Source organism: Sphingobium sp., assembly GCF_041987595.1.
GTDB lineage: Bacteria > Pseudomonadota > Alphaproteobacteria > Sphingomonadales > Sphingomonadaceae > Sphingobium.
The window spans coordinates 31,385-54,728 of sequence record NZ_JBHIWJ010000015.1; the positions used below are offsets into that span (position 1 = coordinate 31,385).

Consider the following 23,344-nt stretch of genomic DNA (forward strand, 5'->3'; position numbering starts at 1 on the left):
GAACTGGACCGGAGAGGGACGAATGATGCTGCGTATACTGGGCCTGGCGCTATTGCTGTTGTCAACGCAGGCAGTGGCTAATAGTCCCTATCTTCCCACACCCACCCATGACACGGTGCCGCCTGTCCTGCCGGCCAGATTGCACAAGGCCGTGCTGATCGTTTCCAAGACCAACGCCTTCCGCCATATCGAGCATATTCCGCACTCCAACGATGTGTTGAGCCAGATTTCGGCAAGCCTTGGCCGGCAGAGTTTCGTCACCGAAAATGCGGCGGTGTTCAACGACGCTCAGTTGCGCCGTTTCTCGGTCGTCGTGCTGAACAGCGCCAGCGGCGATTTCCTGACCGCCGGTCAGCGCGAGGCCTTCGCCCGCTTCGTCGCGCGGGGTGGCGGCGTTGTCGCGCTCCACGCCGCGGGGGACAGCAGCCATGTCGCGCCCTGGTATGTCGACACGATCATCGGCACCCGCTTCATCGGCCATCCGCTCGGTCGCGACCAGTTCCAACCCGCTGCGGTCACCATTGCCGATCCCACGCATCCCGTCATGGCGGGCGTCCAGCTTCCCTGGGCGCCCCGCGACGAATGGTACAGCTTCGCGACCAGTCCCGCGGCAAAGGGGATGACGGTGCTCGCCCGCATCGACGAACAAAGCTACCGCCCCGGCAAGATCGCCATGGGCGCCGACCATCCGGTCATCTGGATCAATTCGCGGACGCGCGGGCGGGTGGTCTATTCGGCATTGGGCCACACGCCCGAAGCCTATGACGATCCCAATTACCGGCTGATACTGACCAACGCGATCCGCTGGGCGGCCAAAAGATAATCATTGCCGCCAGCGGCAGAAATCATCCTGCAAGGCGCGGTCGAGGATCGCCTTGCAGGCCTCGAACATCGGGGCGCCCTCCGCCGTCACGCCCATGGCGAGACCTGCAAGCTGCGCCTGCGGCACGAAGGCGACGGGACAGGCCACCGGCACCAGTTGCGACCCTGCGCCCACCTGCAGCGTCGTCAGCAATCCAAACATCTGCCCGTCTCGCGTCGGCCGACCCAGGATGATCAACCGGTGCTGCCCGGATTCATTGGTGGCAAGATAGATATGCCCCGACAGGTTGGGCATCGACACATGGCCCGACTGGGCAAAGGCGCCGTCCGCCCGGTCGGATTCCGCAAAGACCAGATGTCCTGCCTCTTCATCCCACCCGATCCGCGTGCGATAGGCAATGACCGCGCCCGGCGTTCCGAAACTGGCGCGCAGCGTCACATAATCCTGCTCGATCCAGTGCACCGCAGCCCGCGCATAGGCACCCATATGCTCAGGCGCGAGGTCCTTCCCGCCCGCGCCCGCCTGCGCAGCGTTGGCGCGCAGGGGCGCGCCCAGCACCTCCTCGATCCGTACGATGGTGGCGAGAGTGAAGGGCCTGCTGCCGGACAGCGCCTTTTCCAGGGTCGACAGGCTGATCCGCGCCATGTCCGCCAGCGCCTGACGCGACATGCGCCGTCGCGCCAGTTCCTCGCGCAGCCGATCCGCGACCCCCTGTTCCGACATATTTCGCCCCTACTCAACCAAGACCGGACAATTCCGCACAAAACCGGACACGCCGTCAAGCGACATTGCATCGTTGCGCACAATGGCGCGCCTTTCGGCAGTGTTTGGCATGGCTTGCCGATGGCTGTCCGGCATGGCGGCTGCCTATTGGAATGGCTCCCTTCGTTGGAGTGAAAGCCATGCCCACCCTCCCCCTCCCCAGCAGTTCGCGCCGCCGCCTGCTGCTGGGCCTGTTCATTCTGGCAACGCTGCTTGCCCCGATCTTCCTTTCAAGTCGCCTTTCCGCCTCCGATGCGGAGGGCGATCCCGATGCTATCGGCAGCGGCACGCTGATGCTGCGCGGCAAGGGCGTCGCCGACGCCATGCCCGCCATGCGTCTTGGCACCGACATGAATGTTACGGTGAGCGGCCAGGTCGCCCGCGTCCGGGTGACGCAGGCCTTCCGCAACACCGGGAACCAGTGGATGGAGGCGACCTATCTCTATCCCCTGCCCGACGACGGCGCGGTCGACAGTCTGAAGATGGTGGTCGGCCAGCGCGTCATCATCGGCCACATCAAGCGTCGCGAGGAAGCCCGCGCCATCTACGAAAAGGCCCGCGACGAAGGCAAAAAGGCGGGTCTGGTCGAATCCGAACGTCCCAATCTGTTCCGCAACAGCGTCGCCAATGTCGGGCCGGGCGAAACCGTGCTGATCGCGATCGAATATCAGGCGCCGGTGCGCCAGCTGGGCGGCGAATATGCCCTGCGTCTGCCGCTGGTTGCTGGCCTGCGCTACACGCCTGCCCAGACCCCCGCCGCCGACGCGGCCAATGTAACGGCGCCGATCGCGCACCCGAAGCTGGGCAAGGACCTGAACCCGGTGTCGATCACCGTCCACCTCGCCCCCGGCTTCAGGTCCGCCAACCTCATCAGCCCCTATCACCGCATCGCCGTCCAGCATGACGGTGCGGAAGCCGAAACCATCCGCCTCGCCGACGGCGAAGTTCCGGCGGATCGCGATTTCGAACTGCGCTGGCGGTCGGCCAGCGCCGACCCGACGATCGGCCTGTTCCGTCAGACGCTGGACGGTGACGCCTATCTGATGGCCGCGATCACCCCGCCCGTCCGCGACCCCGCTGGCCCGGTCCCGCCCCGCGACATGACCTTCGTCATCGACAATAGCGGCTCCATGGGCGGCGAATCGATGGAGGCCGCCAAGGCCAGCCTCCTCTATGCGCTGGGCACGCTGCGCCCGCAGGATCGGTTCAATGTCATCCGCTTCGACGACAGCATGACCAAATTGTTTGAAGAAAGCGTCGCCGCTTCGCCTGAACAGGTCGCGCTGGCGCGGCGCTTTACCGAAGGCCTCGAAGCGGATGGCGGCACTGAAATGCTGCCCGCCCTCAATGCCGCGCTGGAGGACCGGACGCCGCAGGAGAGCCGCTTCGTCCGGCAGATATTGTTCCTGACGGACGGCAACATTTCCAACGAAAAGGAGATGATGGCCACCATCGCGGCCAAGGGCGGCCGCAGCCGGCTATTCATGAGCGGCATCGGTTCCGCGCCCAATGAATATCTGATGCGCCGCATGGCGGAGGCGGGGCGCGGCACCTTCACCAATGTCGGCACGGGCGGGGAGGTCGCCGCGAAGATGACCGCCCTGCTCGACCGTCTGGCCGCCCCTGCCGTGCGTGACCTGAAGGTGAAGATGGAGGGCGCTTTGCTCGACCTGACGCCCCGCCACCTGCCCGATCTCTATGCCGGGGAGCCGCTGGTGCTGCTGGGCAAGGGTGAGGCGCTGACGGGCAGGCTCACCGTCTCCGGCCTCATTGGCGACAAGCACTGGTCGCAGAGCGTGGACCTTGGTTCCGCCAAGGACAGCCCCGCCGTCGCCAAACTGTGGGCCAGCCGCCGCATAGCCGACGTCGAGGCTGCGCGCTGGGCGGCCGAAACCGACGATGCCACCGCCGACGAAGCGATCGCCCGGATCGGCCTCGCCTACAGCCTCGTCACCAGCCAGACCAGTCTGGTCGCGGTCGATGAAACCCCGGCCCGTCCGGAAGGCGCGACGCTGACCCGCGAGGAACTGCCGCTGCTGCTGCCCGCGGGTTGGGATTTCGATATTCTCTTTGGCGGTCAGGCGGCCAAAACCGCGGCGATGGGCGAGATGCAGCCTGCCGGAGAGGCGGAGGCGATGGACCTGCCGCAGACCGCAACCGGCTATGCGGGGCTGATCGGGCAGGGCATGGCGCTGCTCGCTCTGGGCCTTGGCGGCCTTGCCCTTCGCCGCCGCGCCTCGCGCCGGGAGGGGCTGGCATGACCGCCGCCTCGATCATCGGGACCAGCCGCAAGGGAGGGCGCGCCGCCGGGCGCGTCCTTTCCCATGCCGCACTGTTCGGCCTCTGCCTGTTTGGCCTGATGCTCATGGCGAAAGGAGCGATCATCCCTGCCAAGGCGTGGGTCGCGCAAATCCTGCTCCACCGCGCCTTTGGTGAGAGCCTCTCGCAGCATCACCCGGTAAAGCCCTGGTTCTGGGCCGATACGGCGCCAATCGCCCGGATCAGCCTGCCCCGCCTTGGCGTCAGCGACATTGTGCTGTCCGGCGGGTCGGGACAGGCCATGGCCTTTGGCCCGACGCTCCTTCCCATGGGCCGCCAGAGCCGCGTCAGCATCATGGCGGCCCATCGCGACACGCATTTCGCCTTCATGAAACAGGCGAAGAAGGGCGACGCGATCGATGTGCAATCCATCGACGGGCGGACGCGGCGCTATCGCATCACCGGATTTCAGATCGTCCGCTGGGACCGTTTCGCCTATCCTCGCGATCCGGCCCGACCGTTGCTGGCACTCACCACCTGCTATCCCTTCGGCGCAACGGGGCACGGGCCGCTGCGCTATGTCGCATGGGCGGAGGAAACCTAAATCCCCGGCACGCCCAATATCTTCGCTTCGTCCCGCAAACGCCCGGCCTGCGCCGGATTGGCGGCCTTCGCAGACCGATAGGCCGCCGTCGCCTTCGCTGTTTCGCCCAGAGTCATCCGGCTGCGCATCAGCATGATCCAGCCGTCGACATTCGCGGGATTGGCCTTCAGCTTGGCTTCCAGACTGGAAACCATCCCTTCCACCATGGCATCCTGCTGGCCCTTGGGCAGCGTGGCCGCCGCCTGCATCTGTTCGCGGCTGGGGCCCGGAATGGCGGCGGTCGCGACGGACAGGCCGCCCATGGCGGGATGCGGCGCGCTGGGCTTCACCGCCGCCAGCCGCCCGGCAACGTCGATCCGGTTGATCTTGCCCACCTGCTCGATGGTCCGGCGCAGGTCGGCTTCCCACGGCGCGCCGGGCGGCGTGTCGGCCAGCAGCGCCAGCCAGTCGCGGATCGCGCCTTCATGATCCTTCGCCAGATCCTTGCGCACGGCCAGGAAATAGCGGGCACGGGGGTCCCTGGGATCAAGCGCGATGGCCTTGTCGAAAGCGTCTGCGGCTTCCCTTGGCATCGGATCATGCTCGCTCGCCATCACCGCCGCCTCGCCCAGCGAGGACCAGAAGGTCGCATTGCCCGGCACCAGCTTCGTGGCATGGCGATAGGCCCGCACGGCATCAGCATGGCGCCCGCTCTCGAAATAGGCCCAGCCCAGCATCTGCCAACCTTCCGCATCGTTGGGATTGGCGCCGACCCGGTCCTGAAGCTCGCGAATGACTGCTTCGGGATTGCCGGATTGCTGCATATCGGGGGCGAGCGGCGCGCTGCCCAGCGCCTTGTCCGCCGCCTTTTCCGGCGCGCGCGCCAGATTATAGCCGATGGAAACGGTGGCTATGCCGACCGCTCCCATCAGCAGGATGCGCCCCATGCTCCAGCTCATCGTCTCTTGCTTCCCCGCCCCTGTGCCAATGCAACTCCTCTCTAGCGTGACGCTGCGGAAATGATAGAGTGCCGCCGGGGACAGGCATCCGGTCGATAAAAGATCCGGAGCATGGGGTATTTTCAGGGGGTTATCGAGTGTCTGAGCGCGTGCGCATCGCGATCGTCGGATCGGGACCGGCGGGACTGAGTGCGGCCGCGCGCGCCGCGCAACTGGGGCTTTCGCACCTGCTGATAGAGAAGACGGACCATCTGTCCGACACCATCTTCAAATATCAGAAGGGCAAGCATGTGATGGCGACGCCCAGCCAGCTCGTGCTGCGGTCCGATTGCGATTTCGAGGCGGGGAAGCGCGAATCGATTCTCGACCGCTGGAACGCGCAGGCGGCGCAGCAGGGCGTCAATGTCGCCTATAATGCGGAGGTGACGGCGATCGCGGGCACGGGCGATCCCATATCCGGCAGCGTCCAGAAAATCGTCGAGCGCAAACGCGACGGCTCCAGCGAAACGAAGGAAATCCAGCGTCTGGCCCCGCCCTATCGTCTGACGCTGAGCGACGGGCGGGAGGTGATTGCCGACGCCGTCATCATGGCCATCGGGACGCAGGGCAATCCCAATCTGATGCGCGTTGCGGGCGCGGACCTGCCCCATGTGCAATATCAGCTGGACGACCCGGCCGCCTATAATGACGAGCATATCTTCGTCGTCGGCACGGGCGATGCGGGCATCGAAAATGCGCTGGGCCTCGCCGCCGACGAGGCGCAGGGCAATGCCGTCACCATCCTCAACCGATCGACCGAATTTGCGAGCGCCAAGGCCGCGAACGTCAAGGCGCTGATGGCGGCGGCGGAGGCAGGCCGCCTCACCATCATGACCGAGACGACCACGGCGAAGATCGAGCCGGGCTTCATCACGCTCGACGGCCGCGATGGCGAGGTGAAGCAGAAATGCGACCGGATCATCGCCCGCATGGGCTCCGCGCCGCCGCGCGCCTTCGTCGAAAGCTGCGGGATAGAGTTCACCAGCGGCGATCGCCTCGCCTTTCCCAAACTGTCCCCGGTGTTCGAAAGCACGGCGCCCGGCATATTCGTGATCGGCGCGCTGGCGGGCTATCCGCTGATCAAGCACTGCATGAATCAGGGCTATGACGTCGTTGAATATATCAACGGCAATCGCGACCTGAAACCAGCCGACGAACCGATCCTCGCGGCCAAATTCGCAGGCCTGCCGGAGAAGAGAAGCGTTGCCGACTGGCTGGAGTATCTGCGCGCCAACGTCTCGATCCTCGAAGGCCTTTCGCCGCTCCAGATGCGCGAATTCATGCTGGACAGCGAAGTGCGCGCCTATCGCAAGGACGAGGTGATCTTCGAAAAATATGATCCGGGTTCCTCGCTTTTCGGCGTGGCGCGGGGACAGGCATTGGTCGAAGTCGGCCCCGGCGCGGATGTCCTCATCGATCAGGGTTCGATCTTCGGAGAGGTCGGCCTCATCTCCGGCCGCCGCCGCGGGGCGACGGTGCGGGCGGGCGCGGACTCGATCATGGTGGAGGTGTCGCGCACGGCGGCGCTCAAGCTCATGTCCTCCAACCCGCCAGCCAAGCGGGCCATCACCCGCATCTCGACCGAGCGGCAATTGCTGCAACTGTTCGGCGCGGGGTTGACCGGCGCGGACTTGGCCGACGTGCTGGACACGGCGGAAATCCAGACCGTCAAGGCGGGCGAGCCTATCATTGCCGAAGGCGATCATGGCAACGACATCTATGTGATCCGTGTCGGATCTATGATCGTGGAGAAGAAGATCGGCGGAAAGAACGTCTTCCTCTCCTATCTTCCAGCAGGCAGCTATGTCGGCGAAATGGCGTTGATCGCGGGCGGCCCGCGCACCGCAACGGTCAAGGCGACGGTCAAATCCGAAGTCATCAAATTGCGGGGGGACGCCTTCGCCCGGCTGATGGAGGCCAAGCCCGCCCTGCTGGAGCGCGCCCGCCGTGACATGGCCGCGCGGCAGGACGTCAACGCCTTCATCGAAAGCCGCAAGGACAGCTTTTCCACCGTCGTCGACATGTATTCGGAAACGGCCAAATTCCTGGTCGACAACGGCATTGGCGAAGCGACCGACGTGCTGCTGATCGACGAGCATCTCTGCGTGGGATGCGACAACTGCGAAAAGGCCTGCGCGGACAGCCATGATGGTCTCTCCCGCCTCGACCGGGAAGCCGGACGGACCTACGCCCATCTCCACGTGCCGACCAGCTGCCGCCATTGCGAGCATCCGCACTGCATGGCCGACTGCCCGCCCAACGCCATCCATCGCGGCCCCGATGGCGAAGTGTTCATCGATGAGACCTGCATTGGCTGCGGGAACTGCCAGCGCAACTGCCCCTATGGCGTGATCCGGATGGACAGCGTGCCGCCAAAGAAGCCGGGGCTGCTCAGCTGGATGTTTTTCGGCGCGGGACCGGGACCGGGCGAACCGTCGAAGAAATGGCGCTACAAAAATGCCGAACCCGGCATCGAAAAACCCAAAAAGGCGATCAAATGCGACATGTGCTCCGGCATTGAGGGCGGCCCGGCTTGCGTGCGCGCCTGCCCGACCGGCGCCGCCATCCGCGTAGCGCCGGAGGATTTCCTGACCGTCGCCCGCCTCGACCGGGAGGCGAATTGATGGCGACCAGAGCAGCCCCCTCCCGCAACCGCCGCGTCAGGGGCGAAGTGCTGCATGACGGATTTCTGCGTCATGCCGGTTTCCGCTGGCTGAAGATCGCCACGTTGATCTGCGTGCTGTCGATTGCGAGCTACATGTTGATCGACGTCACGCCGCATCATAATGGCGGCAGCTGGTATGGCTATACCATGGGCACGATCGGCGTGCTGCTGATCCTGTGGCTGACGCTGCTGGGCCTGCGCAAGCGGGCCATGACGCGAGGGCGCTGGTCGCTCAAGGCCTGGACCTCGGCTCATGTCTATCTAGGCCTCAGTCTGATCGTAATCGCCACGTTGCACACCGGATTTCAGCTTGGCTGGAACGTCCATACGCTGGCCTACGCGCTGATGATGCTGGTGATCCTGTCGGGCATGTTCGGCATCGCCGTGTATGCAACGCTGCCCGCCGCCCTCAGCAACAACCGCGCCGAAATGACGCAGCTGCAGATGCTGGACGCCGTGCGCGCCATCGACCGGCAACTGCATGACGCCGCTCAACCCCTGCCGCACGACAGGGCGGCTCTGGTCCGCCAGTCGCTGGAGCAGGACCCATTTGGCGGCAGCCTGCTCAATCGCCTGTCAGGCCGCTACCTGCGCTGCGCCACGGCAAGGGCGCAGGGAGCGCTGCGTCAGTGGACCGCGGACCAGCCCGACACCGGAAACGATCCGCTGGAAAGGATCGACGCCCTGCTCGAGCGCAAGCAGGCGATGTTGGCGCGTTTACGCCGACACCTCAAGCTCAAGGCGTTGCTGGAAATCTGGCTCTACGTCCATGTGCCCGCCACCTTTGCCCTGCTGGCCGCGCTGACCGCGCATATCGTCAGCGTCTTCTTCTATTGGTGAGCGCATGAGCTTCCTTGTCCGTCAGATCAGCCTCACCGCCGATGGCCGCGAGATCGTCCGCGCCGCCACGCTGGAAAAGCCGCAGCTCTCGCTCGGGCGGGCTGCGGAAAATGACATCCACCTGTCCGATCTCGCTCTGGAGCCGGATCATGCCCGGATCGAGCGGATCGACGAGCGCATCATTCGCGTCCGCGCCACCGGCACGCTTGGCTTTGGCCTTGATGGCCGCACCGTTCTGCACGCCGAAATCGACACCGCCAAGGGCGCGGAACTGCGCTTCGGCGGTCACCGTGTCACGGTTTCCCGCGATGAGGATGGCGCCGTCATCCTCTCGATCCGGCGCGTCGACGCGGTGTCGCAGGCTTCGGAAGAAATGGAGGAGATCAAGGTTTTTTCCCTCCGCGGCCTGCTTCCCGGCAAGCGGTTGACCGCGTGGGCCATGGCGCTTGCGATCCTGATCGGCTTCCTTGCGATACCCATCTGGAGCTACGCCAGCCGCCCGCCGAACGACAGCCGGAACATCTACAGGATGGTGGGCGACAAAGCATGGTCGTCCGGTCCCTTGAGCCAGGCGCATCACGCGCTTGAAGGCCGCTGCGAAAGCTGTCACCAGAAGGCCTTCGTGTCGGTCCGGGATTCCGCCTGCCAGACCTGTCACAAGGACGTTCATGACCATGCCCCTGCCGCCCGCATCGCCATGGCGCGGGCAGAACCGGGACTTGGCGGCCAGTTTCTTGGCCGTATCGCCGCCGCATTCGGCAAGCCGCCTGAAGGCGCCTGCGTAGACTGCCACCGCGAGCATGAAGGCGCTGGACCCATGCAGCCTACCCCGCAGGCCTTCTGCACCGATTGCCACGGCACGCTGAAGGATCGGCTCCAGGACACGAAGCTCGGCAATGCAGGCGATTTTGGCAGCAGCCATCCCGAGTTCATGCCGCTGGTCCAGACCATGCCCGGCAAATATCCGCGCTTTATCCGCGCATCCCTGAGCGCCGGGCCGAAGGACGATAGCGGCCTCAAATTCCCGCACGATCTCCACCTGTCCGCGACCGGCGGCGTCGCGAGAATGGCGCGGACGATGAAGGCGCAATATGGCTTTGGGGATGCGCTTGCCTGCAAGGATTGCCACAAGCCGACGGCGGACGGCGTGCGTTTCCAGCCCGTGCAGATGGAGCGCGACTGTCAGATGTGCCATAGTCTCGCCTTCGAAACGATCGGCGGCACGGTCAGAACGCTCCGTCACGGCCAACCCGATCAGGTAATTGCGGACCTGCGCGCTTATTATCGCTCGACCGACCCGGCCCGGCCTTCGGCCCTCAGCGCCATGGCGCGACGGCGGCCAGGCGACTATGCGCAGGGGCAAGTCTACCATGCCTATTTCGGCGCGGTGGCGGCGCGTCCATCACGCGCTGACGATGCCATTCGCGCGGTCTTCTCCAAGGGCGGCGCCTGCTATGACTGTCATACGGTCACGCCGCCGGGCGCCGGCGGCAATGCGAACTGGCAGGTACTGCCGGTCCATCAGTCGATGCGCTACATGATGAACGGCTGGTTCGACCATGCCGCACACCGCACCGAAAAATGCGAGAGCTGTCATGCCGCGCTCAAATCGCGCGATGCGAAAGAGTTGCTGCTACCCGGCATTGACAGTTGCCGCACCTGCCATGGCGGTGAGAAATCGAAGGCTGCCGTGCCGTCGGGCTGCGCTATTTGCCACAGCTATCATGTCGACGACGGCGCGCCGTGGACACCCACGGCCCGCGGCGTCAAAAGGGACGATGCAGACCGGCCAAGAAATATAAGGGAAAAAAATAAGGGGTAATGAGGCCATGTTGATCGCACAGGTCACGGACATTCATCTGGGCTTCGATCCGGACAATCCCGCCGAGTTCAACCGCAAGCGGCTGGATCAGGTGCTGCGCGCGCTGAACGACGGCCCGAACCGCCCCGATCTGCTGCTGGCGACCGGAGACCTCACCGACCATGGCGACGCGGACAGCTACCGGCGGCTGGCCAATGCATTCAGTCAATGCGATTTCCCCGTCTGGCCCTGCATGGGCAATCATGACGACCGCGCCAATTTCGCGATCCATTTTCCGCACGTCCCGCAGGAGGCAGGCTTCGTTCAATATGTCATTCCGCTGCCGGAAAAGCGCATCATCATGCTCGATACTCTGGAACCGGGGCGGCACGGCGGCGCCTTTTGCGAGCGTCGGGCGGCCTGGCTCGCCGACCGGCTGGATGAGGACAGCGCAACGCCCACGCTGATCGTGATGCACCATCCGCCGGTCGAAGTCGGCATCGACTGGATGAACACCCATCCGGAAGAACCCTGGGTCCAGCGTTTCGCCGCAACCATTGTGAACCGGCCCAATATCGAAGCGATCCTGTGCGGCCATATCCATCGCGCCGTCACCGCGCCCTGGCATGGCACGACGATTGCGATCTGCTCCTCCACGGCGCCGCAACTGGGACTGGATCTACGCCCGATGGACCCGGAGACGCCCGACAACCGCCCGATGATCGTCGCCGATCCGCCCGCTTATGCGCTGCATCGCTGGACCGAACATGGCCTGATCACGCATTTCGAAACGGCGGACGATCATGTCATGCTGGCGAAGTTCGATGCAACGATGCAGCCGCTCGTCCGCATGTTGATCGACGAGCGGCCTGCCTGAAAAGCTATTGCGGCGCGCCCGTGCCCGGCCAGGCTATGCCGAGCTGTTCGAGATAGCTGCCATATCTGGCCGGATCATAATAATATTTCTCCTGCGCCGGCCGCATCTGCTTCATCGCCTTTTCATTGAGGTGGATGGCCGGCTGGTCGGTCGGGCTGAGGACGGGATCGTAGCTTTGCGTCTTGAGCTGGACGTCGCGGAAATAGGCCTTGGCGTCGGCCATCAGCTTCGGGCTGGTCATCAGATCCAGCACCGTCATCGCCACCGCTTTGGCTCCCGCGACCGTGCCCTTGTGCGCGATGGGCGTCGCCATCGCCATGGCCGCCGTCGCGTGATGGAAAATGACATTGGGAATGTTCGCCGGATAACCGATGGTGATGGTCGGCACCGCCCACATCACATCGCCAATATCGTCCGATCCGCCGAAATTGGCCGATCCGCGCGTTTCGGGGGTGGATAGCGGCGTCACCGTCGTTCCCAGCGGCTGGACCTTGAGCCTGTTGGCCTGCTGCACCGACCGGGCAAAGCTCTGGTCGGCCTCGGTCCATTTGGGCATACCGACGGCGGCGATATTGGCCTGGGCGGCCTCAGCCATCGGCCTGTTGCCGAAATTGGGCGCGGCATAGCCCAGCAGGTGGCGCGTAACCTGGGTGCCGGTGGCCTGCGCGGCCGCCTCCGCAATCTCATTCCCCGTTTCGAACAGCGCGCGGACGGAGGCGAAATCCCTTTCGCGGAAATAATACCAGACCGACGCCTTGTCCGGCACGACGTTGGGCTGGCCGCCGCCATTGGTGATGACGTCATGCGACCGTTGACTGAGCGGCAGATGTTCGCGGCGGAAACTCCAGGCGACATCCATGAACTCGACGGCATCCAGGGCGCTACGGCCTTCCCACGGCATGGCCCCTGCATGAGCGGTCTTGCCGGTGAACGCATATTCGACCGATACCATTCCGTTAAGGCCCAGGTCGCCATAGGCCGTGCCGAAGCCGGTATTCACATGGCCGAAAATGCAGGCATCGACGTCCCTGAACATGCCCGAGCGCACATAGAAGGCCTTGGTCGCCAGCAACTCCTCCGCCACGCCGGGCCAGAGCATCAGGCGGCCGGGAATATGGTTCTTCTCCATCACCTGTTTGACCGCGATCGCCGCTGCGATCATCATTGGCATGCCGCTATTATGACCCTCGCCATGCCCCGGCGCGCCTTCGATCATCGGTTTGACGGCGGCCGTTCCCGGCGTCTGCGACACGCCCAACAGTCCGTCAATGTCGCTGCCGAGCGCGATCAGCGGGCCGCCGCTGCCCCAGGTCGCGGTGAAGGCGGTCGGAATGCCCGCCACCCCGCGCGTCACGGTGAAACCGTTCTGCTCCAATATCTTCGCCAGATAGTCGGAGGTGCGGACTTCCTGAAAGCCCGGCTCGGCGAAGCTGAAAACCTGATCCACCATGACCTGGACCTGTTTGGCTTGCGCCTCGACGCCTGCGGCCGCCTCGGCCTTCAGGGCCTTGGGCGTTGCCGCGACAGCGACGGAAGGCATCGTGGCGCTCGACAACAATGCCGCGATGAGAACAAGGGGGCGACCCAAAGGCTTTATCCTTTTATGATGATGGAGAGCGGCTTATTGCGGCGTGACGGTCGGATATTTGATGCCCAGCTGATCCAGATAGGTCGGATATTTGGCCGGATCGTAATAATATTTTTCCATCTGCGGCCGCAGCAGCGTCATTGTCTTTTCATTGAGCCAGATGGCGGGCCTGTCCGACGCGGTTATGACCGGATCATAGCTGTCGGTCTTGAGCTGCACGTCCTTGAAATAGGCCTTGGCGTCGGCAAGCAGCTTTGGCGTGGTCATCAGATCCAGCACCGTCATCGCCAGCGCCTTTGCCCCGGCCACCGCGCCCTTGTGGGCGATCGGCGTCGCCATGGCGATGGCGGAAGTGACGTTATGGCCGATCATATTGGGAATGTTGGAGGGGAAGCGAATGGTGATGGTCGGCACCGTCCACATGATGTCGCCGATATCGTCCGACCCGCCGCCCATGGAAGGCTTGCGGTTCTCCGGCGTCGACAGTTCGGCGACCTTGTCCTTCAGCGGCTCGACCTTGCGCTTGTTGGTTTCCTGCACTGCCTTGGCAAAGGCCTGATCATCAGCGCTCCATTTTGGCATGCCGACGGCGACGATATTGGCATAGGCTGCCTCGGCCATCGGCTTGTTGCCGAAATTCGGTGCAGCATAGCCCAATATCTGTTTCGTGACCGTCGTGCCGGTCGCTTTGGCGGCGGCATCCGCAATCTCATTGCCGGTGCCGTAAAGGTCACGGATCGACTTGAAGCTGCGCTCGCGGAAATAATACCAGACCGATGCCGTGTCGGGCACTACATTGGGCTGGCCGCCGCCATTGGTGATGACCGAGTGCGAGCGTTGCGTCAGCGGAAGATGTTCGCGCCGGAAGTTCCATGCCACATCCATCAGTTCCACGCCATCCAGCGCGCTGCGCCCTTCCCACGGCATGCCGCCGGCATGGGCGGTCTTGCCGTGGAAGGTATATTCCACCGACACCATGCCATTATTGCCCATTTCGCCATAGCCGGTTGAAAAGTCGCTGCTGACATGAGTGAAAATGCAGGCATCGACATCCTTGAACAGCCCGTCGCGGACATAATAGGCCTTGGTCGCCAGCAATTCTTCCGCCACGCCCGGCCAGAGCATCAGGCGGCCAGGAATCCTGTTCTTTTCCATCACCTGTTTGACCGCAATGGCGGCAGCGATGACCAGCGGCATACCGGCATTATGCCCCTCGCCATGGCCCGGCGCGCCTTCCAGCAGCGGCTTGATATTCGGAATGCCGGGAATTTGCGACACGCCCAGAACATCGTCGATGTCACTCCCCAGGGCGATCAGCGGGCCACCGCTGCCCCAGCTTGCGGTGAAGGCGGTCGGGATGCCCGCCACCCCGCGATTCACGGTAAAACCATTCTCTTCCAGTATCTTCGTCAGATATTCGGACGTCTTCACCTCCTGAAAGCCCGGCTCGGCATAGCTGAAGACCTGATCGACCATCACCTGGACCTGTTTGGCCTGCGCATCGACTGCGGCGGCTGCGGCGGTCTTCATTGCCTTGGGCGCTGCCGCCTGAGCGACCGGCGTGAGCAGGGTGGAGGCAAGAGCAAGGGCGGCTGCGACTTTCTTCATGGCGGTCATAAGTCCTTCTTTCGGGGTTTTCAGAATTGCATCTTCGCGGAGACGCGGAAGACGCGGCCAATCACATCGTAGAGGCTTCGGCTGGTTTGGGCATAGGCTGGCACGTTGTTGCCGTCTGGACCATTGCCGATCAGCACCGGGTCCTTGTTGAACAGGTTGTTGACGATGAAGGTCAGCGTACCCTTGCCGCCATAAGCATTGAATTTGAAGCCGACCGAGGCGTCGAAATAGGTGGCGCCGTCGATATGATTATTATTGATCGTCCGATATTGCGTCGTCGATGCCGGGCAATTGGTCGTACATTCAATATAGTCATTGCCATAGACACCGTCGCTGAATCCCCGCGCCACCAGATTGAAGGTGACGGGATCGGCTTCGTAGAAGGCGCTGATGCGATAGACCCAGCTTGGCGAGGAATAGGTGCCTGCAAGCGATCCGCCATTCACTCCGGCATAATCGATCGGGAAGCTGATGCCGTTGTCGATGACATTCTTGATATAATGCGTCAGCGCACCATGGATCGAGAAAGTCCCCGGCAGATTATCAGCGATATTCGACAGTGGCAGGCGGTAGCTTGCCTCTATGTCAAAGCCCTTGGCAGTCTGCTTGGCAAAATTGATCGGCTGGAGGACGATGCTGGTCAGCGTGTTCCCGTTGAAGATGATGTTACTGCAATAGGATGACACGCCATCTGCATAGCAAAGATCCACTGTGTCCTGAGCGGTGACATTGCCGATGGCCTTGTCGATTTTGATCGAATAATAATCGAAGGATGCGGTAAAGCCCGGCAGGAAGCCGGGAGTCAGCACCGTGCCCAACGTCCAGCTATCGGCCACTTCGGGCTTCAGATTGGGGTTGCCGATCTGGTTCTGCACGAACTGGAGCGATCCGGTGGCAGGGGCATTGGCGCCGGACGGGATGATGACAGTGTTGGTGCGTGCAGTCCCGGCCGCGAACAGTTCCTGAAGATTGGGCGCCCGGATGTCATGACTGATGTTGCCGCGAAACCGGATGTCGGGGATCGGCTGGAATGTCGCGCCGACCTTCCATGTCTGCACCGAACCGGACGTGGAATAATCGGTGAAACGGCCTGCCGCATTGACGTTGAGGCCCTTTACCACCGGCAGGTCGACCTCAAGAAAGGCTTCCTTCACATTATATTCGCCGCGGTTGACCAGAAAATTGCCGTAAAGCCAGCCGGAGTTGAACTGTGGATCGACCTTGCCGCTGATCTGTTCCTTGCGCCATTCCGCGCCGAAGGCGACCGCGGCGGAGCCTCCGGGCAGGTCGAACACTTCGCCGCTGATGCTTGCGGCGGCGACATTCTGCCTGATGGTCTGGTCGCGTTGGGGCTGCTCATCACCGTAAATATAATCCAGCGCGGCCTGCGACGGCCCCGATGTCCCAAGCCGGTTGATGGGCACGCAGCCATTGCCGGGGCTGGCAAGGGTCGAGCGGCAAACGATACTGCCGTCGGGCGCGAACACGGCATCCTGAGCCATCGCCATGCGGCCATTGTTCCAGGTGTTGATCAGTTCCTCATGCGCCTTGGTCACGCCATGCTGATAATAGGCATTCCATTCCCAATTGCGGTCGAACAGGCCGAATTTGCCCTCCGCACCACCGACGAAGCGATAGACTTCGCGCTTGATATTGCTGCCTGGCACCGGGAATCCTGCATTGCTGGTTCCCATGGTGAAAGAGCTCAGTCCCTGCGTCGCCATCTGCGCTGCAACCTGGGGATAATAGGTCTGGAGATAGGCATTGTCGCGTTGAATGACGACGCCGGTGCTGGGCGTCTGCTGATAATAGCTGAGGCTGGTCGAGCGATTATAGGAAAATTGGCCGAAGACCGTAATATCCGGTGTCAGATCGAAGGCCGTCCGGTTGAAGAAGCTCAGCCGCTCATCATGCGGGATCAGCGAGTTGCTGCCCAGATGCCCCGCCAGCGTCACATCCGTGTCGCCGCCGATCATCCATGGGCTGAGCGTCGATCCATAAGTGAGCTGGCCGGTCTGCCCCGCCCCCAGAAAATAGGTGCCCCTGAGCGGTCCGGAACCGATCAGCCCGCCGGCCGTGTAGCCCGAAGGCCCGAAACCTGACCCAACGAGACGCTGCGGCTGACCGTTCGCCCCGTCATAGGCGGGATTGTTGATCATGAAATAGCCGCTGTCGTTCCAGTCGCGGTCGATCGTGTCCACGCCATTCTGATGAAAATATTCGCCGTTGAACAGCATGTGCAGCCGGTCGTCGAGAAGAGACAGGCCCGCGCTGGCGGTGATCTTGTAATTCCGGCCGTCGCCGTAAGTGGTGATACCTTGATCCAGCCCGACGCGAAAACCCTTATAATCCTTGTCGAGTACGAAGTTGACGACGCCGCCAACGGCGTCGGAGCCATAGGCTGCCGAAGCGCCGCCTGTAACGACTTCGACCCGTTCGACCAGATCCTGAGGAATGGTGTTGATATCGACTACGCCGCCCACGGTCGATGCCACGGAACGCTGGCCGTCCAGCAGAACGAGCGTGCGGCCGACGCCAAGGCCGCGCAAACTGATCGAGTTGATCCCCGCCGCCGCGTTGGAAAGGCCGCCCGATGCCGTGCCCGATGTGCCGCTGCCGGCAATGGAAGGAAGCTGATTTACGAAATCCGAGATATTGGCGGGCGCCTGGGCGGCGATGTCGGCCCTGCTCATCACCGCTACCGGCGTTGGCGCGCTATAGCCGTCGCGCACGATGCGGGTGCCGGTCACGACAATTTCGCCGGATCCGCTGTCCTGCTGCGGAACGCCCGCCGCTTCCTGCGCGGCAGCGGCGGTGACCGAAAGCCCCAGCAGAACACCGCCGGCCGTGGCGAGCAGCCTGCTCCGGCGCTGTTTGTAACGGCGACTTGCTTCTCCCGGAACTGCAACCTTCATCTTATGTCCCCTGTTTGCGCGTTCTTCTCGGTCCGTCCGCCATCCTCTCCGGGCGTGAGTCAGGGTTCGCGCTTCAACGGCACGGTATCGCCGGATGCCGGCGAAAAGCGGTCCTTATCCCGAAACTTACCCTGTATGCGGCCCCGGCTTTCCGGGTGCCTCACCTACCCTCTGCATGCGATGTTACACAGTTGACGCTGCCGCTTCCCACGAAACTCGGCACGGAAAGAGCTTCATATTGGAGGATATCTGCGCGGATCTCCATTTCGGGACCGGAATCCTGCGCATCGCTGCTCCATCGGCATCGCGATTCGTTTCCTTCATTTCAGTCCCTCGAACAGCACCGGCGGCACGGTTCGCTGCGCTACCGGCCGCATGACGAAGCTGCTGCGGATTTTCGCCACATGAGGAAGGATGGACAATTCCTTCCGATAGACCCGGTCATAGTCATCGAAGGATCGGACGTGGACGGTCATCATGAAGTCCGTGTCGCCGGAAACAAAGCTGCAATAGCTCATCGACGGGCATCTGACGACGGCCTGCTCAAACTCGGTCAGCACCTGCTCGGTCTGCGAAACCAGTTCGATCGACACATGGACGACGATCCCATAGCCAAGACGCATCAGGTCGGGACTGGCGGCATAGCGGGGAACCATGCCCCGCTCTTCCAGCATCTTGCGGCGGCGGGCGGCGGCCGTGCTCGACAAATGCACCTTTTCGCCCAGCGCCACATCGGAAATGCGGCCATCCTCGACGATTTCCCGCAACAGGCGCAGGTCAGTCCGATCCAGTTGATGAGGGTCGGAATCCATCAAGAAAAACCTCCATCCTGTTGAAAAACATCAAAGCTGATCCGGCGATCTTCCGAATGGATCAAAACGCCCAACGGATCGCGCAGCGCGATCCGCCATTCATCCCGCCGCATTTGCAGGAGATGATCGGGTTGAAAGAAGGCAAGAAGTGTCTGGCCGTGGTCGCGGACTGCTGATAAGCCCGGCAACAGGACGGTATTGCGGGCTAGCTTCCATAAGCTTGCCATGTGGTGGAGGTGAGCAAGCTGATGATCTTTGCCGACTTCCTTCGTCAACGCCGCCGCGAGCAATTGTCCGACGCCGACCTTGCCACGCTCGAAGAGAGCGTCAGTGACGTCCGGAAAACGCCTGCCCGGCAGATGATCGCGCATGCCGGTGCGCCGATCAGCATGAGCACCTATTTGATGGAGGGCTTCATCTGCCGTTACATGGACGATCGCAACGGCATTCGCCAGTTGGTGGCGGTCCATGTGGCAGGAGATTTCGTCGATCTTCATGGCTATCCGCTCGGTCGGCTTGACCACGACGTGGCGACTCTGGGTGCGTGCAAGATCGCGCTGGTTCCTCATCAGGCGCTGGACAGGCTGGTGAAGGAACGACCCAATCTGACGAAATTGCTTTGGTTCAGCACGCTTCTGGACGCGGCCATGCACCGGGAGTGGATATTCCGTCTCGGCCGTCTCGATGCCGTTGCGCGAGTGGGGCATTTTTTCTGCGAGATCGAAGCGAAATTGCGGGCCGTGGGTCTGAGCGACGGCCATCATTATCATTTCCCCCTGACCCAGGCGGATCTGGGTGAAGCCTGCGGCATGACCTCCGTGCACATCAACCGCATGTTGAGGGAATTGCGGGAGAGAAAGCTGTTGCAGGTGCAACGCGGAAAGGTGACGATCCATGATCTGGCCGCCCTGCGTCGTCTGAGCGAGTTTGACCCCTCCTATCTCTTCATCGATCAATGACCGGGGAACCTCATCGAAGATAGCGCGTCCTTGTACCGGCAAGAGGAGAAAAAATACTTATGCCCAAAGGCGTGTTTGACGAAGCGGGAGATGCCTATGCCGAAGAGGGGCAGGTCATGCTGGATGGACCGGACGGGGTAGCCATCAGCATGACGCCGGATGCTGCGGAAAAGACCGCCTATTCCCTTTTGCGCGCAGCCGCAGACGCCCGTTCGCAGATAAATCAGCATCAGGGCATGCCGCCCGGCGCCCGATGATCCTTGATCGAAGTCAGTCTGACACTGCTTTTGGCTGCCCCTCTCCCATGGTAAATCGCCCCGTTCGTACCATGAGAGGAGAATGACGTGCCGACTTATTCGACCGAACAAGCACTTGCCGGCGTCGATGGTCTGGACGATGTTCTTGCGGGCGGGCTTACTCGGGGGCGGGTCTTCCTGCTCGAAGGAAGTCCGGGCACCGGGAAGACGACGGTGGCGACGCAGTTCCTGATTGAAGGTGCAGCGCAGGGCGAACGATGCCTCTACATCACCCTGTCCGAAACCGAAGACGAACTGCGTGAAAGTGCGCAATCCCATGGCTGGAACCTGGCCGGCATCGACCTGTTCGAACTCGTCCCGCCCGAAAGCCTGCTGGACGAGCAGCAACAGCAAAGCCTGCTTTATTCCTCCGATCTGGAACTGGGGGAAACCACGCGCAGAATCTTCGAAGCGTTCGAGAGGGTGAAGCCCGATCGGGTCGTGCTGGACAGCCTGTCGGAAATTCGGCTTCTGGCCCAGAGTTCATTGCGCTACCGGCGTCAGATACTGGCGCTCAAGCATTTCTTCTCTACGCAGAAGACTACGGTGCTGATGCTGGACGATCTGACCGCGGAGGTCGCGGACAAGACGGTTCACAGCGTCGCCCATGGGGTCATTCGCCTTGAGGAGCTTTCCCCCGGCTATGGGCCGGAACGCCGCCGGCTGCGCGTGATCAAATATCGCGGCCGCCGTTTCCGCGGCGGATTTCACGACTTTGTGATCGATACGGGCGGCGTTCGCATATTTCCCCGGCTGGTTTCCGCCGAACATAAATCCGACTTCAAACGCGAAGTCGTCAAAAGCGAGTCCGCTGAGTTGGATGCGCTGCTGGGCGGCGGCATCGAGCGCGGTTCAAGCGTACTCGTCCTGGGACCGGCGGGCACCGGCAAATCGCTGTTGGCGTTGACCTTCATATTCGCGGCCGTCGCGCGCGGCGAAAAGGCGGCGATGTTCGTCTTTGATGAGGAAATCGGTCTGTTGTTCAATCGCGCCAAGGGACTTGGCATCGACATGCAGGCCATGTCGGATGCGGGAAAGCTGGTGGTCGAGCAGGTCGACGCGGCCGAATTGTCGCCGGGGGAGTTTTCCCAGCGCGTGCGCAATTGCGTCGAACGTCATGAGGTCCGGACGGTCGTCATCGACAGCCTGAACGGTTATCAATCGGCCATGCCCGAAGAAAATGCGCTGGTGCTGCACATGCATGAGCTGCTGCAATATCTTAACCGGCAAGGCGCCACCACATTCCTGACCGTAGCCCAGCACGGGCTGGTGGGTGACATGAAGACGCCCGTGGACCTCACCTATCTTGCGGATACGGTTATCCTCCTGCGCTATTTCGAAGCGCTGGGCCGGGTCCGGCGCGCCATTTCGATCATCAAAAAGCGCACCGGAATGCATGAAGACACGATCCGCGAATTCCGCATCGGTCATTACGGCATCCGGCTGGGCGAACCGCTTGCCGGTTTCCAGGGCGTGCTGCGCGGCGTTCCCAACTTCGTTGGCAGCGCCCCTGCATTGCTCGAAGATGACAAAGCGTGATCCCGCACCTTTCCGAACGGGCGCTGATCCTTGCGCCGACAGGACGTGATGCGGATATTGCGGCCGCTATGCTGGCAGAGGCCGGACTGCGATCCCTCATCTGCCGCGATATTCCGGCGCTGTTGAGCGGTATCGATGATGGGGCGGGCTTTGCGGTCGTGACGGAGGAGGCACTGCACAATCGCGATTTGCATCCGCTTGCGCAGTGGCTTTCGAACCAGCCGGAATGGTCGGATTTTCCCTTCGTTCTGCTGACCCGGCGCGGAGGCGGTCTGGAACGCAACCCGGCGGCATCCCGCTATCTGGAGACGCTGGGGAACGTTACCTTTCTCGAACGCCCTTTCCACCCCACAACGCTCATCAGCCTAGCCCAGTCGGCCCTGCGCGGCAGGCGGCGACAATATGAGGCACGTTCAAGGCTGGAGGAACTGCATCGGGGCGCGGAGAAATACCGCTCGCTGTTCGAATCGATCGAGGCCGGATTTTGCATCATCGAGATGATTTTCGATGAGGGCGGCCGACCGATCGATTATCTTTTCCTTGAAGCCAATCCGGCCTTCGCACAGCAGACGGGACTGAATGATGCCGTCGGCAAGACCATCCGTTCCATCGTACCCGCACATGAACAGCATTGGTTTGATATCTACGGCCGCGTGGCCATGACCGGCGAGGCTATCCGGTTCGAAGATCAGGCCGCCGCTCTGGGTGGCTACTGGTATGAGGTTTACGCCTTTCGCGTGGGTGATCCTGCCGCACGTCAGGTCGCGGTGCTGTTCAATGACATCACCGGACGGCGCCGGATGGAAGCAGCCCTGCGTCAGAGCGAGGACAGGTTGCGGCGGCTCAATGAAACGCTGGAGGAACGGGTTCAACAGCGATCGCGGGAACTGGAACTGGCGCAGGAGGCCTTGCGCCAGTCGCAAAAACTGGAGTCCATGGGTCAGCTTACGGGCGGCGTTGCCCATGATTTCAACAATCTGCTGACACCGATCGTCGGCAGCCTCGATCTTTTACATCGGCGTGGTCTGGGAACCGAACGGGAACGGCGCCTCATCGAAGGCGCGATGCAGTCTGCCGACAGGGCCAAGACATTGGTGCAGCGTCTGCTGGCCTTTGCGAGGCGACAACCGCTTCAGGCGACGGCGATCGACATCGGATCACTTGTGGAAGATATGCGCGAACTTATCGTCAGCACCGTAGGGCCGCGTGTGCAGGTCGAACTGACGATTGCCGACGGCCTGCCTGCTGGCAGGGCCGATGCCAATCAGATGGAAATGGCCCTGCTCAATCTGGCGGTGAACGCGCGTGATGCCATGCCGGACGGCGGTTCGCTGAAGATTTGCGTCGCCTGCGAAATGGTGAGGCAGAATGATGACCGGCAGCTCAAGCCGGGGCAATATATCAGGCTGTCGATCGCCGATACGGGCATCGGCATGGACAAGGAGACGATCAGGCAGGCGATCGAACCCTTTTTCACGACCAAGGGGGTGGGCCAGGGAACGGGTCTGGGACTTTCGATGGTCCATGGACTCGCTGCCCAGTTGGGTGGTGGACTGACGATCGAAAGCACGGTCGGCGAAGGCACGACGATCACGCTCTGGCTGCCCACAAGCGAAAGCGAAGCGGGACAGATCGCGGCGGGCACGGATGCGGTGCCAATCACGCTCGATCATGGCACGGCGCTGGTGGTCGATGACGAAGATCTGGTCCGGGCCAGCACGGTCCACATGCTGCGCGAACTGGGCTATAATGTGCTGGAGGCCAGTTCGGCCGAGCGCGCCCTGGCCATCATCAGGGTCGAGCCGAAGGTCGATGTGCTGGTGACCGACCATCTCATGCCCGGAACCACCGGCACTGATCTCATCGAGCAGGCCAAGCGGCTGAAACCGGAAATCCGGACGCTGCTGATATCGGGCTATGCCGAAAATGCGGGCATTCCGGCGGACCTGCCAAGGCTGACCAAGCCGTTCAAACAGATCGACCTTGCCAAAAGCCTCGCCGCGCTTTGAG

Annotated in this window: 18 protein-coding genes; 11 read left to right on the forward strand and 7 right to left on the reverse strand. The window is 62.6% G+C overall.

The window, feature by feature from the left end:
- The first annotated feature begins 22 nt into the window (after nt 1-22).
- On the forward strand, nt 23-823 hold the full coding sequence (locus ACFC3J_RS06180; protein ID WP_375195327.1) for a ThuA domain-containing protein: 801 nt from the start codon (nt 23-25) through the stop codon (nt 821-823).
- Here the strand turns inward: ACFC3J_RS06180 and ACFC3J_RS06185 are convergent, their stop codons facing one another.
- The gene (locus tag ACFC3J_RS06185) at nt 824-1,546 is read right to left on the reverse strand and encodes a helix-turn-helix domain-containing protein (RefSeq protein WP_375195328.1); all 723 of its coding nucleotides are present in this window, start codon (nt 1,544-1,546) and stop codon (nt 824-826) included. It abuts the gene before it with no gap.
- A 179-nt stretch (nt 1,547-1,725) separates the two neighbouring features.
- On the opposite strand from ACFC3J_RS06185, the gene ACFC3J_RS06190 reads away from it, so the two are divergent.
- Nucleotides 1,726-3,846, forward strand: coding sequence for a marine proteobacterial sortase target protein (locus ACFC3J_RS06190; RefSeq protein ID WP_375195329.1), 2,121 nt, complete (start codon nt 1,726-1,728; stop codon nt 3,844-3,846).
- Nucleotides 3,843-4,448: a class GN sortase gene (locus ACFC3J_RS06195; protein ID WP_375195330.1), complete on the forward strand. Its 606-nt coding sequence runs from the start codon at nt 3,843-3,845 to the stop codon at nt 4,446-4,448. Before ACFC3J_RS06190 ends, ACFC3J_RS06195 begins: the two co-directional genes overlap by 4 nt.
- Here ACFC3J_RS06195 and ACFC3J_RS06200 read toward each other — a convergent pair.
- Complete coding sequence (locus ACFC3J_RS06200) at nt 4,445-5,356, reverse strand: tetratricopeptide repeat protein (RefSeq protein WP_375195354.1); 912 nt, start codon at nt 5,354-5,356, stop codon at nt 4,445-4,447. The genes ACFC3J_RS06195 and ACFC3J_RS06200 overlap by 4 nt on opposite strands.
- Nucleotides 5,357-5,523: 167 nt before the next feature.
- Between ACFC3J_RS06200 and ACFC3J_RS06205 the strand changes: the two genes are divergently transcribed.
- From ACFC3J_RS06205 to ACFC3J_RS06220, 4 genes are read left to right on the forward strand one after another with little or no spacing between them, the layout of a single operon-like run.
- Nucleotides 5,524-8,049, forward strand: a complete 2,526-nt coding sequence (locus ACFC3J_RS06205; RefSeq protein ID WP_375195331.1) for a cyclic nucleotide-binding domain-containing protein — start codon at nt 5,524-5,526, stop codon at nt 8,047-8,049.
- Nucleotides 8,049-8,930, forward strand: coding sequence for a hypothetical protein (locus tag ACFC3J_RS06210; RefSeq protein WP_375195332.1), 882 nt, complete (start codon nt 8,049-8,051; stop codon nt 8,928-8,930). Before ACFC3J_RS06205 ends, ACFC3J_RS06210 begins: the two co-directional genes overlap by 1 nt.
- 4 nt (nt 8,931-8,934) lie before the next feature.
- Nucleotides 8,935-10,752, forward strand: a complete 1,818-nt coding sequence (locus ACFC3J_RS06215; RefSeq protein WP_375195333.1) for a cytochrome c3 family protein — start codon at nt 8,935-8,937, stop codon at nt 10,750-10,752.
- A gap of 7 nt (nt 10,753-10,759) precedes the next feature.
- Nucleotides 10,760-11,608, forward strand: coding sequence for a metallophosphoesterase (locus ACFC3J_RS06220; RefSeq protein ID WP_375195334.1), 849 nt, complete (start codon nt 10,760-10,762; stop codon nt 11,606-11,608).
- Between the two features lie 4 nt (nt 11,609-11,612).
- Here ACFC3J_RS06220 and ACFC3J_RS06225 read toward each other — a convergent pair whose 3' ends face one another.
- From ACFC3J_RS06225 to ACFC3J_RS06245, 5 genes are all read right to left on the reverse strand, one after another.
- Nucleotides 11,613-13,148 (reverse strand): amidohydrolase, encoded by a 1,536-nt coding sequence (locus ACFC3J_RS06225; protein ID WP_375195355.1) that lies wholly within the window; start codon nt 13,146-13,148, stop codon nt 11,613-11,615.
- 81 nt (nt 13,149-13,229) lie between these two features.
- Nucleotides 13,230-14,804: an amidohydrolase gene (locus ACFC3J_RS06230; RefSeq protein WP_375195335.1), complete on the reverse strand. Its 1,575-nt coding sequence runs from the start codon at nt 14,802-14,804 to the stop codon at nt 13,230-13,232.
- Nucleotides 14,805-14,833: 29 nt separating this feature from the next.
- Entirely contained in the window at nt 14,834-17,728 is a 2,895-nt protein-coding gene (locus ACFC3J_RS06235; RefSeq protein WP_375195336.1) for a TonB-dependent receptor domain-containing protein, read from the reverse strand.
- A gap of 320 nt (nt 17,729-18,048) precedes the next feature.
- On the reverse strand, nt 18,049-18,540 hold the full coding sequence (locus ACFC3J_RS06240; RefSeq protein ID WP_375195337.1) for an Lrp/AsnC family transcriptional regulator: 492 nt from the start codon (nt 18,538-18,540) through the stop codon (nt 18,049-18,051).
- Complete coding sequence (locus tag ACFC3J_RS06245; RefSeq protein ID WP_375195338.1) at nt 18,540-18,911, reverse strand: hypothetical protein; 372 nt, start codon at nt 18,909-18,911, stop codon at nt 18,540-18,542. Before ACFC3J_RS06245 ends, ACFC3J_RS06240 begins: the two co-directional genes overlap by 1 nt.
- Here ACFC3J_RS06245 and ACFC3J_RS06250 point away from each other — a divergent pair.
- The 4 genes from ACFC3J_RS06250 (at nt 18,900) to ACFC3J_RS06265 (ending at nt 23,343) form a co-directional block, all read left to right on the forward strand.
- A complete protein-coding gene (locus tag ACFC3J_RS06250) occupies nt 18,900-19,499 on the forward strand; it encodes a Crp/Fnr family transcriptional regulator (protein WP_375195339.1) in 600 nt (199 codons plus the stop codon). The genes ACFC3J_RS06245 and ACFC3J_RS06250 overlap by 12 nt on opposite strands.
- Nucleotides 19,500-19,558: 59 nt before the next feature.
- Complete coding sequence (locus ACFC3J_RS06255; protein ID WP_375195340.1) at nt 19,559-19,756, forward strand: hypothetical protein; 198 nt, start codon at nt 19,559-19,561, stop codon at nt 19,754-19,756.
- An 87-nt stretch (nt 19,757-19,843) separates the two neighbouring features.
- Nucleotides 19,844-21,334, forward strand: coding sequence for an ATPase domain-containing protein (locus tag ACFC3J_RS06260; protein ID WP_375195341.1), 1,491 nt, complete (start codon nt 19,844-19,846; stop codon nt 21,332-21,334).
- Nucleotides 21,331-23,343, forward strand: coding sequence for an ATP-binding protein (locus ACFC3J_RS06265; protein WP_375195342.1), 2,013 nt, complete (start codon nt 21,331-21,333; stop codon nt 23,341-23,343). The genes ACFC3J_RS06260 and ACFC3J_RS06265 overlap by 4 nt, the downstream gene beginning before the upstream one ends.
- Nucleotide 23,344: the final 1 nt, after the last annotated feature.

Bases quoted from the DNA above. Each gene is read 5' to 3' on its own strand.
- ACFC3J_RS06180 (WP_375195327.1), top strand. From the start codon at position 23: ATGATGCTGCGTATACTGGGCCTGGCGCTATTGCTGTTGTCAACGCAG.
- ACFC3J_RS06185 (WP_375195328.1), bottom strand. From the start codon at position 1,546: ATGTCGGAACAGGGGGTCGCGGATCGGCTGCGCGAGGAACTGGCGCGA.
- ACFC3J_RS06190 (WP_375195329.1), top strand. From the start codon at position 1,726: ATGCCCACCCTCCCCCTCCCCAGCAGTTCGCGCCGCCGCCTGCTGCTG.
- ACFC3J_RS06195 (WP_375195330.1), top strand. From the start codon at position 3,843: ATGACCGCCGCCTCGATCATCGGGACCAGCCGCAAGGGAGGGCGCGCC.
- ACFC3J_RS06200 (WP_375195354.1), bottom strand. From the start codon at position 5,356: ATGGGAGCGGTCGGCATAGCCACCGTTTCCATCGGCTATAATCTGGCG.
- ACFC3J_RS06210 (WP_375195332.1), top strand. From the start codon at position 8,049: ATGGCGACCAGAGCAGCCCCCTCCCGCAACCGCCGCGTCAGGGGCGAA.
- ACFC3J_RS06215 (WP_375195333.1), top strand. From the start codon at position 8,935: ATGAGCTTCCTTGTCCGTCAGATCAGCCTCACCGCCGATGGCCGCGAG.
- ACFC3J_RS06220 (WP_375195334.1), top strand. From the start codon at position 10,760: ATGTTGATCGCACAGGTCACGGACATTCATCTGGGCTTCGATCCGGAC.
- ACFC3J_RS06225 (WP_375195355.1), bottom strand. From the start codon at position 13,148: ATGCCTTCCGTCGCTGTCGCGGCAACGCCCAAGGCCCTGAAGGCCGAG.
- ACFC3J_RS06230 (WP_375195335.1), bottom strand. From the start codon at position 14,804: ATGAAGAAAGTCGCAGCCGCCCTTGCTCTTGCCTCCACCCTGCTCACG.
- ACFC3J_RS06235 (WP_375195336.1), bottom strand. From the start codon at position 17,728: ATGAAGGTTGCAGTTCCGGGAGAAGCAAGTCGCCGTTACAAACAGCGC.
- ACFC3J_RS06240 (WP_375195337.1), bottom strand. From the start codon at position 18,540: ATGGATTCCGACCCTCATCAACTGGATCGGACTGACCTGCGCCTGTTG.
- ACFC3J_RS06250 (WP_375195339.1), top strand. From the start codon at position 18,900: ATGATCGCGCATGCCGGTGCGCCGATCAGCATGAGCACCTATTTGATG.
- ACFC3J_RS06245 (WP_375195338.1), bottom strand. From the start codon at position 18,911: ATGCGCGATCATCTGCCGGGCAGGCGTTTTCCGGACGTCACTGACGCT.
- ACFC3J_RS06255 (WP_375195340.1), top strand. From the start codon at position 19,559: ATGCCCAAAGGCGTGTTTGACGAAGCGGGAGATGCCTATGCCGAAGAG.